We start from the raw sequence: 12,062 nt of genomic DNA, 5'->3' as shown, positions 1-12,062 counted from the left end.
CTGACCGAAGCGGCCGCGCAGGTTAAGATCCTCTTTGGGGAAACGAACGCACGGAAAAGGTGCGGGCACGATGGTTGACGCCTCGTACGCCGTCGCGGTTCGTAAGCTACATGGCTGCAAAGCGGCAGGCACATACTCTTGGGGGGGCAAACTAGGACCGCTCGAAGGAGAACGCTCTCGGAAGGACCGGCGGCGGCCGACGCCGCCAGCCGCAGGTCGGTGACGTCCAGGCGCAACAGGGTGTCGGTGTCGAGCCGTACGCGGCTGCCGTCCGCCAGCCGCACGATGCGCTGTTCGCCCAGGCCCGAGCGGTAGGTGTCGCCCATCTGGGTCGAGGCGATCCCCGAGGCCGCCAGCAGGGCGCAGACGCCCAGGGCGGCGAGCCCGCCGAGCCGGAAACGCGGGGCGGGGGCCGTCAGCCAATCGGGGAACCCCCGCGGCCTGGGCGGCTGGCTGAGCGCGGCCTTCACCGCCGCACCGATCTCAGGGTCATCCTGCAGCCGGCCGGCGGCCTTCCACAGCGCCTCCTGCTCGGCATAGGCCGCGGCGTTGGCCGGATCGGCCCGCCAATCGCGGAAGTCCAGCAGCGACGCTGTGGTGACCGTGCGGGAGTTGAGGCGTGCGAACCACTCCGCCGCCTCCAGGCGTGCGCGATCATCTGCCGAGGCTTGTGCGCTCATGGCGATCCCGGTCGGCTACCGTCAGATGAATAGAGCGTTCTGACGGTATTTTTTCGATAGTCATCTCTCGGAAAAATATAAGGAAAGTGCCGCATCGAAGGGTCAATTTTCACCTGACGGTATTTCCAAGCTGAAGGGGCGCATTTTTCCGACTGTCGGAGGCGGCTCGTGCTGACGGACACTGCGCTTAAGAACCTGAAGTCAAAGAAGAATTCGTACAAGGTGAGCGACCGTGACGGTATGTACGTCGTGGTCTCGACCTCGGGCGCTCTGACCTTCCGCTACGACTACCGGCTGAACGGGCGTCGCGAGACCCTGAGCTGGGCAAGCTGATCGCCGAGATCGTCGCCGAGCCGACGTGGCGCCAGAAACCCTGAAGCTCGCTGCAAAAGTCGCCGCCGGAAGTCAGCCAGGGGGGAAGGGCTGCGCGCGCTCGTTTCGGCGGCCGAGGGTCGTTGACTTCAGGGACGGCGGGGCACGTGCCGCCTATGTGAGGGGCTGGCTCGTGCGATACGTATTAGATCGGAGTCGTCTTTTCACGGGGTGAGGAATGGGCCGCGGGCTCGACAGCGAACTGAAGGCCTTGAAGGCCGCGGGGCCCGAGCGGAGCTTGGACTATCTTGAGCCCGCCGTCTGGCGGCGCATCGAGGCCGCGCGCGAGGCACGTTCGATGGACTGGATCGTGCTGCCGGTGCGGGCGGCCGCGGTGATCGTGGCGCTGGGCGTCGGCGTGGCCGGCGGCGGGTTCGCAGCCTCGGCCGCTGCGAGCGATCCGCAAGAGATCTCGGTATTCTCGATCGACTCGCGCCTGGCGCCCTCGACCTTGCTCGACGACCAGGGATGAAATTCATCGGGAGGGGGCTGGTGCTGACGCTTGTGCTGGCGGCGCTCGCCGCCGCCGGCGGTACTTGGGTGGGCGCGCGCTACATTCTCGAGCAGCGCCAGACGCCTTCCCTGCACGAGTTCGTCCACCACGAGCTCGCCTTGTCGTCGGAACAGGAGCGGCGCCTCGGGGCCCTGGAGCAGGATTTTGCCGTGCGCCGCCGCGCACGCGAAGCCGAGCTGCGCGCCGCGAATGCCGAACTTGCCGCGGCGATCCAAGCTCGCCACGAGTATTCTCCCGAGGTGAAGGCTGCGGTGGAACGATTTCACCATGCCATGGGCGAACTCCAGAAGGAGACCATTCTCCATGTTCTGGAGATGCGGAAGGTCCTGACGCCCGAACAGGCGGTCAAGTTCGATCGCCGGATCGCCGAGGCATTGACCGACCAGGCGCTGTGATCGGGACCGACGAGGAAAGCGACGCCGAGCTGGCCGCCCGCGCCGCTCGCGGCGAGGATCACGCCTTCACCCTGCTGATGCGACGCCACAAGGGGGGCCTCTACGGCTTCGTGCGTCGCTACGTGGGCGACGCGGACGCCGCCTACGAGATTGTCCAGGAGAGCTTTGTCGCCGCATGGAGGGCTCTGAGCCGCTACGATGGCCTGAGGCCCTTCGGCGCTTGGCTGCGCGCCATCGCTCTAAATAAGTGCCGCGATCGTGGTCGCCGCAACACCGTACGGCGCATCATTCTGGGCGAAAAGGACGCGGAGTCCCCCGAAGCCCAGCGTCAGGCCGATCCATCGCCGGACGCCGAGTCAGTCCTGGTTTCGGTCCAGCGCCGCGCCGCCCTCGACGCCGCGATCGCCAAGCTGCCCGCCAAGCTAAAGGAACCCCTGATCCTCACCTATTTCGAGGAGCTCTCGCAGCAAGAGGCAGGGCGGCTATTGGGTGTCAGCGCCAAGACCGTGGAGACCCGCGTCTATCGCGCCCGCCAGAAGCTGGCGCAAATTCTCGACCTCGACGCCGAATAAGTCGCCGCGGCCCAAGGGCTATGGCGCGTCGTTGCGTATCCATCTCTGCAATTCGCCCCTTGACCCTCCCACCATGGGAAGCCCGATCTCCTCGGCGTTCAGAGGATAGGACCTGCTTGTATGCGCCGAAGCGCCACTGCTCATCTCGATCGCCGACAACTCCTGCGCGGGGCGGCTCAGTTCGGAGGAGGCGTCGCAGTCAGCGCCATGCTCCCGGCCTGGGCGCGGAGCGCCACGCCCGGCCTGGTCTCGACCCTGCCGACGGTGTCCGGCGAGGAGATCAAGCTCACCATCGGCCACACGCCGTTCAAGGTGGACGGCCGTGCGGGCCACGCGGTCACCACCAACGGGACCGTGCCCGGACCGCTTGTCCGGCTGAAAGAAGGCCAGAAGGTCCGCATCGCGGTGACCAACACTCTCGACGAGGACACGTCGATCCACTGGCACGGCCTGATCCTGCCCTTCCAAATGGACGGCGTCCCCGGCGTCAGCTTCCCCGGCATCAAGCCGGGCGAGACCTTCGTCTATGAGTTCCCGGTCCGCCAAGCCGGCACCTACTGGTACCACAGTCACTCCGGCCTCCAGGAGCAGGAGGGCCACTACGGTCCCATCGTGATCGATCCGGCGGGCCCCGATCCGGTCGCTTACGACCGCGAGCACGTGGTGGTGCTCTCCGACTACAGCTTCATGCATCCGCACGTGATGATGCGGAAGCTCAAGGCCCAAGCGGGCTATTTCAACGAGCAGAAGCAGACCATCGCGGGTCTGATGCGGGGCAAGGACCAGCCGCTGAAGGACCGTGTCGAGTGGTCCAAGATGCTGATGGATCCCACCGACATCCTCGACATCACCGGCTCGACCTACACCTACCTGATCAACGGACATGGTCCGAAGGACAACTGGACCGGCCTCTTCAAGCCCGGCGAACGGGTGCGGCTGCGCTTCATCAACGCTGGCGCCATGAGCGTCTTCAATGTCCGCATCCCGGGCCTGAAGATGAGCGTGGTCCAGGCCGATGGCCAGAACGTGCGCCCGGTGGAGGTTGACGAGTTCCAGATATCTCCGGCCGAGACCTATGACGTCGTCGTCCAGCCGACCGCTGACCAGGCCTACACCCTGGTCGCCGAAGCCGCCGACCGCTCCGGCATGGGCCGGGCGACCCTGGCGCCGCGGCCGGGCATGGTCGCCGCCGTCCCGCCGCTGCGCGAGCGCCCGCTGCTGACTATGCGCGACATGGGAATGGATCACTCGGGCATGGCCGGTATGGAGGGGATGGATCACGGCTCCATGTCCATGCGCGATCCCAGGAACGCGCCGCAGGTGAAGCTGGGGCCGGGTGTGCAGATGATCTCGCCCATGCCGGTCGACCGCACCGGCGAGCCCGGCCTGGGTCTCGAGAACGTGGGCCACAAGGCGCTGACCTATCGCGACCTGATAGCGCTCAACCCCAATCCCGATCCTCGACCGCCCTCGCGGGAGATGGAGATCCACCTGACCGGCAACATGGAACGCTTCATGTGGTCGTTCGACGGCGAAAAGTTCAGCCACCTGAAGGCGCCCATCCCCTTCCGGTTGAACGAGCGGGTGCGGGTGACCCTGGTCAACGACTCGATGATGGCCCACCCGATCCACCTGCACGGTCACTTCTATGAGGTGGTGAACGGCAATCCTGGGCATCATCCGCTGAAGCACACGGTCAATGTGCTGCCCGGCGGCAAGGTCACCTTCGACCTGACCGCCGACGCCCCCGGCGACTGGGCGTTTCACTGCCACCTGCTGCACCACATGCACGCGGGCATGTTCAACGTCGTCACCGTGCGGCCCCTCGAAGGAGGCGCCGCGTGAACCGGTTCCTCCTGATCGGCCTGCTGCCGCTCGCCATCGCGGCGCCGGCCTCGGCGCAGCACACCGGCCACGCCATGCCCACGCCGCCGCCCGCGGCTGATCCCCACGCCGGCCATGCCATGCCGGCGACGCCGCCTGCAGCCGATCCCCATGCCGGCCACGACATGTCGAAGACGGCGCCGCTGGTAGGCGCCGAACCGCCGCCGCCCAGCGACCACGCGGCCGAGCGGTTTTACAGTCCCGCCACCATGGCCGCGGCGCGCGCGCAGCTCGCCCTGGAGCACGGGGGCGCACCCGCGTGGAAGGTGACGCTCAGCATGGCTGAACGACGCCCCGCCTCGGGCGAGGATAGTTACGCCTGGGAGGGCGAGGCCTGGTACGGCGGAGACACCCACCGCCTGGTCGTCAAGACGGAGGGCGAGGGCGCCGATCATCTCGAGAGCGCCGAGCTGCAGGCGCTCTATTCCCGCGCGATCAGTCCCTATTTCGACCTTCAGATCGGGCTGCGGCACGACTTCGAGCCCAACCCGTCACGCACCTATGCGACCGTCGGGTTCGAAGGGCTCGCGCCCTATTGGTTCGAGGTGGAGGGCGCGGCCTTCCTCTCCGACAGGGGTGATCTCTCGGCGCGGCTCGAAGGCTCCTACGACCTACGGCTCACCCAGAAACTGATCTTGGAACCCCGGGCGGAGATCAACTTCGCCGCCCAGAACGACCCAGCGACCGGCGTCGGCTCCGGCCTCACCGATACCGAGCTGGGCCTGCGCCTGCGCTACGAGTTCCGCCGCGAGTTCGCGCCCTATGTCGGCGTGGTCCACGAGCGGAAGTACGGGCGGACCGCCGAGTTTGCCCGCGCCGCCGGCGAGGATGTCGACACCACCCGCTTCGCCATCGGCCTTCGAGTCTGGTTCTAGCGCCCCGGTCTCCCCGAGGCCGAATTTCTTGGTGGCCCCAGCGGCCGTCTACCCCGCGCTGTCCGCACTAGTTTGGAGATCGAAATGAAAACCCTCGCCCTGTCCTTTGTGGCCGCCCTCGCCATCACCTCCGCCGCCTCGGCGCAACACACTGACCACAGCGGCCATGCCGTTCAGGCGGCTGCGCCGCCGACGGTCGAAGGGGTCGGCGTCGTGAAGGCGGTCAACGCCAAGGCCGGCACCATCACCCTCGCTCACGACCCCATCAAGGCGCTCAACTGGCCGGCGATGACCATGCCCTTCAAGGTGTCCGACAAGGCGCTGGTCGAGAAGGCGGCGGTCGGCAGCAAGATTCGCTTCCAGCTTAGCGGCCAGACGATTGTGGGCGTGCGCGCCTTCTAGACCCCTCTGGGCTGATAGTCGGCCATCGCCGGCTGTCAGCCCACTGGGCTTCCTGACATCCTGTCGGTGACCGTCGACTATTTCGACATCAAGATTGAGGACGCCATCCGCTCGATCCCGGGCTCGACCAAGCTGGCGGTCTGCTACGCTGCGGCCGGCCTGGCCCACCCGTTCTGCGGTCCGGCCAACTTCACCCGCAGCCCGCTGACCGGCGAGGTCAACTTCCTCTCGGCCCAGCCGTCCAATGCGGGCATGGAGCAGATGAAGGGAGTCGACGTCGGCGTGCGCTACGACTTCGACCTCGGCGAGCGTCGCGCCAGCTTCGACTGGAACACGACCTATCTGAAAGAGTACGTGATCACGCCGTTCCTGGGTGCGGCTCCGATCGAGTTCGACGGCCATGTCGGCGGCGGCAACGGCGGCTATCCGCACTGGCGGTCCAACGCCAGCTTCTCGGCACCTGGCTCCTAGGCTTCGTGCCGTGGACTCAGGCCGAACACCGGATCAGCGCGATCAACGGGCAGGGTGCGATTGCCAAGGCCTTGGGGGTCGAGCCGATGGCCGCATGCCTCTCTCTGGAGCGGCGAACGTGGCGCGGCGAGGATCCGATCACCTATGTCCGGCTGATGTTTCCAGGAGAGTCCTATGATCTCGTCGCACGTTTCTCTCCAGGCGCCTCCCGCAGTCGCGATGCGGAGCCGGAGTCGAAATAACCCGGGCAGCCCCTTGACCTTCCCACCATGGGAAACCCCATCTCCTTGGGCGAAGTTGCACAGAGGAGATTTGCGATGCTTCGTTTCCAGGTCGATGGCATGTCCTGCAGCCACTGCGTGCAGAGCGTGACGAACGCGGTGAAGGCCGCCGATCCCAAGGCCGAGGTCCAGGTCGATCTGTCGGCAAAGAGCGTCACTGTCCAAAGCGGCATCCAAGCCGAAGCTGTCGTCGTCGCCATCCGTGGCGCGGGCTACGAGGTCATCCTGGCCCCCTAAGCCGGTGCGGGTCTATTTCACGGGCGTTGTAGGAGCCGCCCGAGAAGACCAATGGACGTGGACGATGCGCCAGCCCGCTGGCTGGCGCGCCAGCAACATTGTCTCAGTCGTCGTCCGGTTGATCGCCCGCTCGCCCACCTGGCCCGTCACCAGGCCCTCGGTAGCCACCCAGGCAAGGTCACCCGACGCGCCTCCGACACGGCGCACCAGGCTCTCCCGCGCTGCCTTCTGGAACGCCGCGTCGGCGGCGAGATGGTGGGCCGCGTAGGCAGCCTTGGAACGCTCCGCGCCGCCGCTCTCCAGGACGAGGACTCCGTCCGACATCAGCGCGGCGGCGCTCCCCGTATCACCGACACTGAGCGCCGCGTGAAACGCATCGACCACCTTGGCCGCCGCGGCGGCGTCGCCCTGGAGCGGCGGGGCGGCATCGGCGGAGGCCGTCGGCCCGTGCGCAGCGGCCCCGGAGGCGAGGAGCGCCGTGGACATCGCAACTATGGAAAGTAGTTTTCGCATGGTTCACCTGGACTGGGGTGTGGCGAGTGAGGTCGATCGATCATCACGCTTCGGACGATGGTGGCGCAAGCGTGCCCATGGCGCTGACAAGGGCGAGCACGGCGATCCCCAGGCCTGCTTCCACGAGCACGCTGCGCCTGAGCGCGTGGACTTCCGGCGCCGTGGGCCCGTCGTAGGCCAGAACGCCGCCGAGACCCGGAGTCAGGAAGAACCGGTTGATCGCCGCGAGCAGGAGCATGCCGAAGAAGGCGAGCAGCTTGATCAGGAGCAGCCATCCGTAGCTGGTGTGAAAAAGGTCGCCCAGGTGGCTTGGTCCGATCAAGAACCAGCTGTTGATCAGCCCGGTGGCGACCAGAGCGGCGACGCTGACCGAGCCGACGCCGGAGAAGTGCCGGAGCGCGCGATGCAGCGTCGGGAGGTATGTGATCTCTGTCCGCCGATGAGCTGTGACCAGAAGGATCGCCAGAACCGCCAGTGCGCCCAACCAGACGCCTGCGGCGAGGAGGTGAACCGCATCGTTCACCACCTGGATCACCCCCCATGCTCCCACGCCGGTCGCCCCGTGTCCCGTCCAGGCGAAACTCGCAAGGATGAGTGCGCTCAGGACGGACACGGCCGTGAGCGCGATCTTCGAGAGGCTGAGGCTGACGCAAAGAACTAGGACCAGGGCGGTCAACACCATCCGAGCGCCCAGGGCGCGACCATATTGCGTGCCTTCAAACACAGCCCAAAGCGTCTCGAGGTCGAAAACGAGGACAGGCGAACCGGTCATCACGGCCGTCTGCGCGCCCAGGGCGGCCACGGCGCTCACCCCCAGAAGAGCAGCGGCCGCAGCCAACATCGGCCGGCGCCATCGGAGCCCCGGCCGGAGACGGTCGTCCACCGATAGCGCGTAGAGGAAGAACAGCGGAGATCCGAAGAGCACGACCGCCGCCAGGAACTGTCCCAGGCGCGCGGCCATGACGATCAGCTCCAGCATCCTATTTGACCGTGAAGCTAAAGGTCCCCTCCATGCGATGGGCATCGCTAGCCACCACATGCCACGTCACCTTGTACGCCCCACGAGCGAGGGGCCTGGCGGGAGAACCCACCAAGGTCAGTCCGTCTTTCGCCACGGTGGTGGTCAGTTTCAGCGCCGTCCCGCGGGTGTCGGTCACCTTGAGACCGGAGAACTTCGGTTCGAGCTTCTCATTGAAGCGCAGCGATATTTGCCGGGGCGAGCTGACCGCGGCTTTGTCAGCCGGCGTGGCGCTGACCAGATGGGCATGGGCCTGAGCTTGTGGGCCGGCCATAAGCGCCAAGGACCCCGTAAGCGCGGCGATCTTCATAGCCCTAGGCATGTCTTCGTCTCCGTTGGGCGGCGTCGACCGCTACGAAGATGATACGCGGCCCACTCCGAATTCCCTCAGCTACCCTTGTAAGAGCGCGCGCTGTTCGCGCTGCCTACGTTTATCGTCAACGGAGGCGTTCGAATGGGTTTGGCGGGGGCTAGGCGGTCCCGGCCGGTGGGGGCCTACATCGAGCCCGGCCCTGCTGCCGTCCTTCCAAAAGCTTAACTTGCGGCCGGCAAGCTTCCGACAGCCGACCTTTGGCGACTATGCGAACTCATCCGCGATTTGCACGAGGGCGACATGCGCATCCTCACAAGTCTTCATGAACCCCGATTTGGACCTCCGGAACTCGAGTCCCCGCGGCCGTGACCGCCGTGATGGAAGAAGTGCAGCAGCGGACAAGCGAGCAGTAGCGCATAGGGGAGGAAGCCTAAGGCATGTCCCCAATGCTCCCTCAAGACGAAGAAGGTTACGACTAGGGCCAAGGAGGCCAGCACCAAATAGACAGGTCGCTTCAGGGTGTCGGGGTTCATCGGTGATCTCCGCAGGCTCTACGAGGATGGCGCCTCTAACTAATCGAGCCTTGATGCATCGCAAAGGCCTGCAGGCCGCCGCTGCGTATTCTCCAGTGCGACGTTTTTCCGGAGCACGCCATGGCCACTCTCACGCTCACCTCGCTCGGGGGCGCTGGCACGGTCACCGGATCGAAACACCTGGTGCAGCTGGGCGCCCGACGCATTCTGGTGGACTGCGGACTGTTCCAGGGCCTCAAGCCGCTTCGCCTCAAGAACTGGGAGCCGTTTCCGATCGATCCGGGCAGCTTGGACGCGGTGGTCCTGACCCACGCGCACCTGGACCACTCCGGGTACCTGCCGCGCCTCGTGCGGGAGGGCTTCCGAGGCCAGGTATTCTGCTCGTCGGCCACGGCGGACCTCTGCGAGCTGCTGCTGCTGGATAGCGCCAAGATCCAGGAGAGCGACGCAGAGTTCGCCAACCGCCACGGTTTCTCAAAACATAAGCCCGCGCTGCCGCTCTACGGCACGCACGACGCGCAGCGGGCGCTGGAGCGATTCAGGCCGGTCGCTTTTGGCGCCAGCGTCGATCTCGGCCATGGCGCCCATCTGACCCTGCGCCGCGCAGGTCACATCCTCGGGGCCGCGACTGCTGAGATCCGCTGGGGCGGGCGAACGGTGGCCTTCTCCGGGGATCTCGGGCGCTATGGCGATCCGATCACCCCCGAGCCGGAGCCGATCGCCGTGGCGGACTATCTGCTGGTCGAGTCCACCTACGGCGATCGCAAGCACGATCCCGTTGATCCGGGGCAGGCCCTCCTGGAGGTGGTGGAACGGACCAGCCGGCGCGGGGGCACTGTTGTCATCCCGGCCTTCGCCGTCGGGCGCGCGCAAGAGCTGCTCTATCACTTCTGGCGGCTGAAGCAGGGCGGCCATCTCGGCCTCATTCCTATCTACCTGGACAGCCCGATGGCCATCGACGCCACCGGCCTTCTGTGTCGTCATCCGGAGGATCACCGGCTGTCGCCCGAGGACTGCCGCGACTCCTGCGCCATCGCGACCTACACGCGGGATATGGAGGACTCTAAGGCGCTCAGCTCCAACACCATGCCCAAGGTGATCATCTCGGCGAGCGGCATGGCGACGGGCGGTCGCGTACTTCACCACCTCAAGACCTATGGCCCCGACAGTCGCAACACGGTCCTCTTCGCCGGCTATCAGGCCGCCGGCACGCGGGGCGAGGCGTTAGTCAACGGCGCCCGCGAAGTGAAGATTCACGGGCGGTGGGTCCCCATCCGAGCGGAGATCGCCAGTCTGCCGTCCCTTTCGGCTCACGCCGACGCCGACGAGATCTTGCGTTGGCTGGGCGGCTTCACCCGCCCCCCGAAGCGGACCTTCATCGTGCATGGCGAGCCCCAAGCAAGCGAGGCCTTGCAGGCGCGCATTTCCGAGACGCTCGGCTGGACCTGCAGCATCGCGGTCGAGGATGAAGAGCAGGCTCTCGCGTGAGCGCTGAAGCGGTCATCTCGCCGCCCACCGTGAGGGCGCGCCGCCTGGGGCTCTTCACCCAACACGACGCCATCGTCCTGATGCGAGAGGATTGTCACGTCTGCCGTTCCGAGGGCCTGGCCGCCCGCGCTCAGGTCCTCTTGGCGGCGGGAGGGCGGGAGGTGTTGGCGACCCTCTACCAAGTCGGCCGTGACCTGCTCGATCAGGACCAGGCCGGCCTGTCGGAAGCCGCTTGGGCTCGGTTGGGCGTGGAGGAGGGCGCCCCGATCACCGTCCGCCACGCCCCACCCCTGGCCTCCATGTCGAGCGTGCGCCGCCGGATCCACGGCCACCGGCTGGACCCCCTGTCACTGGCGGCTATCGTCGCGGACGTCGCGGCGGGCCGCTACACGGATGTCCATCTCGCCGCCTTCCTGACCGCCTGTTCCGCGCTGCCGCTGGATACCGCCGAGACCATCGCTCTGACCGGCGCGATGGTCGAGGTCGGCGATCGACTCGCCTGGGATGCACCGATCGTGGTCGACAAGCATTCCGTCGGCGGTCTGCCCGGCAATCGGACCACTCCCATCGTCGTGGCCATTGTCGCCTCCTACGGGCTCCTGATGCCCAAGACCTCCTCGCGCGCCATCACCTCCCCGGCGGGAACGGCCGACACCATGGAGACGCTCGCGCCGGTGGACCTCAATGTCGCCAACATGCGGCGGGTGGTGGAACAGGAGGGCGCCTGCCTCGTGTGGGGCGGCTCGATTCGCTTGAGCCCGGCCGACGATGTCCTGATCCGCGTCGAGCGGGTGCTCGATATCGATACCGAAGGCCAGCTGATCGCCTCGGTGCTCTCCAAGAAGATCGCCGCCGGCTCGACCCACGTCGTGGTCGACATTCCCGTCGGTCCAACGGCGAAGGTTCGCTCGGACGATGCAGGGAGCGAACTCGCCAGCCGCCTGGCCGAAGTGGCCACGGCCTTCGGGATAAGCCTGCGTTGCCTGGTGACTGACGGCGCCCAGCCGGTCGGCCGCGGTATCGGCCCAGCCTTGGAAGCGCGCGATGTGCTCGCCGTCCTGCAGAACAAGCCTGAGGCGCCAAGCGACCTGCGTCGGCGCGCCTGCGCACTAGCGGGCGCGGCCCTGGAGCTCGGCGGCGCCGCCAACCCAGGCGAGGGCCTGCGTCTGGCTGAGACGGCATTGGCTGACGGGCGCGCCTGGTCCAAATTCCAGCGCATCTGCGAAGCCCAGGGCGGCATGCGCTCGCCGCCGACCGCAGCCCTCGCACGCCCGATCACCGCCCCCAGCGCGGGCCGGATCATGCAGATCAACAACCGGACTGTGGCGCGACTGGCCAAGCTCGCCGGCGCCCCGGACGACAAGGCGGCCGGCGTCGATCTCCATGTGCGCCTCGGCGATGAGGTGGCGCGTGGCCAGCCTCTGGTCTCCGTCCACGCAGAGACGCCCGGCGAGCTGGACTATGCCCTCGACTACGCTGCAGCGAATCCCGAGATGATCGAGCTGGAGGCCTGA

General features: G+C 66.8%; 16 protein-coding genes and 1 pseudogene. 12 read left to right on the top strand and 5 right to left on the bottom strand.

Going from position 1 to position 12,062, the window contains the following annotated elements:
- Positions 1–680, bottom strand: a 680-nt coding sequence (locus tag Q8Q77_RS06475) for a DUF4880 domain-containing protein (protein ID WP_305582325.1), incomplete at its 3' end; no start/stop codon positions are given.
- 168 nt (positions 681–848) lie between these two features.
- On the opposite strand from Q8Q77_RS06475, the pseudogene Q8Q77_RS06470 reads away from it, so the two are divergent.
- From Q8Q77_RS06470 to Q8Q77_RS06425, 10 genes and pseudogenes are all read left to right on the top strand, one after another.
- Positions 849–1,001: pseudogene (locus Q8Q77_RS06470) on the top strand (Arm DNA-binding domain-containing protein); the annotation flags it as partial.
- 229 nt (positions 1,002–1,230) lie between these two features.
- Positions 1,231–1,524 (top strand): hypothetical protein, encoded by a 294-nt coding sequence (locus Q8Q77_RS06465; RefSeq protein WP_305582322.1) that lies wholly within the window; start codon positions 1,231–1,233, stop codon positions 1,522–1,524.
- A gap of 20 nt (positions 1,525–1,544) precedes the next feature.
- A complete protein-coding gene (locus Q8Q77_RS06460; RefSeq protein WP_371130419.1) occupies positions 1,545–1,961 on the top strand; it encodes a periplasmic heavy metal sensor in 417 nt (138 codons plus the stop codon).
- Positions 1,958–2,533 carry an RNA polymerase sigma factor gene (locus Q8Q77_RS06455; RefSeq protein WP_305582318.1) on the top strand — a complete coding sequence of 192 codons (576 nt, stop codon included), beginning with the start codon at positions 1,958–1,960 and terminating at the stop codon, positions 2,531–2,533. The genes Q8Q77_RS06460 and Q8Q77_RS06455 overlap by 4 nt, the downstream gene beginning before the upstream one ends.
- A gap of 120 nt (positions 2,534–2,653) precedes the next feature.
- Positions 2,654–4,378 (top strand): copper resistance system multicopper oxidase, encoded by a 1,725-nt coding sequence (locus Q8Q77_RS06450; protein WP_305582316.1) that lies wholly within the window; start codon positions 2,654–2,656, stop codon positions 4,376–4,378.
- The gene (locus Q8Q77_RS06445) at positions 4,375–5,292 is read left to right on the top strand and encodes a copper resistance protein B (RefSeq protein ID WP_305582314.1); all 918 of its coding nucleotides are present in this window, start codon (positions 4,375–4,377) and stop codon (positions 5,290–5,292) included. Before Q8Q77_RS06450 ends, Q8Q77_RS06445 begins: the two co-directional genes overlap by 4 nt.
- An 84-nt stretch (positions 5,293–5,376) precedes the next feature.
- On the top strand, positions 5,377–5,694 hold the full coding sequence (locus Q8Q77_RS06440; RefSeq protein ID WP_305582312.1) for a copper-binding protein: 318 nt from the start codon (positions 5,377–5,379) through the stop codon (positions 5,692–5,694).
- Between the two features lie 66 nt (positions 5,695–5,760).
- Complete coding sequence (locus Q8Q77_RS06435) at positions 5,761–6,165, top strand: hypothetical protein (RefSeq protein WP_371130418.1); 405 nt, start codon at positions 5,761–5,763, stop codon at positions 6,163–6,165.
- Between the two features lie 5 nt (positions 6,166–6,170).
- Entirely contained in the window at positions 6,171–6,407 is a 237-nt protein-coding gene (locus Q8Q77_RS06430; protein WP_305582311.1) for a UTRA domain-containing protein, read from the top strand.
- Between the two features lie 75 nt (positions 6,408–6,482).
- Positions 6,483–6,683 (top strand): heavy-metal-associated domain-containing protein, encoded by a 201-nt coding sequence (locus Q8Q77_RS06425; RefSeq protein ID WP_305582309.1) that lies wholly within the window; start codon positions 6,483–6,485, stop codon positions 6,681–6,683.
- Between the two features lie 12 nt (positions 6,684–6,695).
- On the opposite strand, the gene Q8Q77_RS06420 is transcribed toward Q8Q77_RS06425, so the two are convergent.
- From Q8Q77_RS06420 to Q8Q77_RS06405, 4 genes are all read right to left on the bottom strand, one after another.
- Positions 6,696–7,196 (bottom strand): nuclear transport factor 2 family protein, encoded by a 501-nt coding sequence (locus Q8Q77_RS06420; protein ID WP_305582307.1) that lies wholly within the window; start codon positions 7,194–7,196, stop codon positions 6,696–6,698.
- 43 nt (positions 7,197–7,239) lie between these two features.
- Positions 7,240–8,175: a copper homeostasis membrane protein CopD gene (copD, locus tag Q8Q77_RS06415; protein WP_305582305.1), complete on the bottom strand. Its 936-nt coding sequence runs from the start codon at positions 8,173–8,175 to the stop codon at positions 7,240–7,242.
- A 1-nt stretch (position 8,176) separates the two neighbouring features.
- Complete coding sequence (gene copC, locus Q8Q77_RS06410) at positions 8,177–8,524, bottom strand: copper homeostasis periplasmic binding protein CopC (RefSeq protein ID WP_305582303.1); 348 nt, start codon at positions 8,522–8,524, stop codon at positions 8,177–8,179.
- Positions 8,525–8,847: 323 nt separating this feature from the next.
- Positions 8,848–9,060, bottom strand: a complete 213-nt coding sequence (locus tag Q8Q77_RS06405) for a DUF2933 domain-containing protein (RefSeq protein WP_371130417.1) — start codon at positions 9,058–9,060, stop codon at positions 8,848–8,850.
- Between the two features lie 120 nt (positions 9,061–9,180).
- Here Q8Q77_RS06405 and Q8Q77_RS06400 point away from each other — a divergent pair, with 120 nt between their 5' ends.
- Both Q8Q77_RS06400 and Q8Q77_RS06395 read left to right on the top strand, forming a co-directional pair.
- Positions 9,181–10,548 (top strand): MBL fold metallo-hydrolase RNA specificity domain-containing protein, encoded by a 1,368-nt coding sequence (locus tag Q8Q77_RS06400; protein WP_305582301.1) that lies wholly within the window; start codon positions 9,181–9,183, stop codon positions 10,546–10,548.
- The gene (locus Q8Q77_RS06395) at positions 10,545–12,062 is read left to right on the top strand and encodes a thymidine phosphorylase family protein (protein ID WP_305582299.1); all 1,518 of its coding nucleotides are present in this window, start codon (positions 10,545–10,547) and stop codon (positions 12,060–12,062) included. Before Q8Q77_RS06400 ends, Q8Q77_RS06395 begins: the two co-directional genes overlap by 4 nt.

The organism is Phenylobacterium sp. (genome assembly GCF_030698145.1).
Taxonomy (GTDB): domain Bacteria; phylum Pseudomonadota; class Alphaproteobacteria; order Caulobacterales; family Caulobacteraceae; genus Phenylobacterium.
This window is presented reverse-complemented; position numbering and strand designations above follow the sequence as displayed.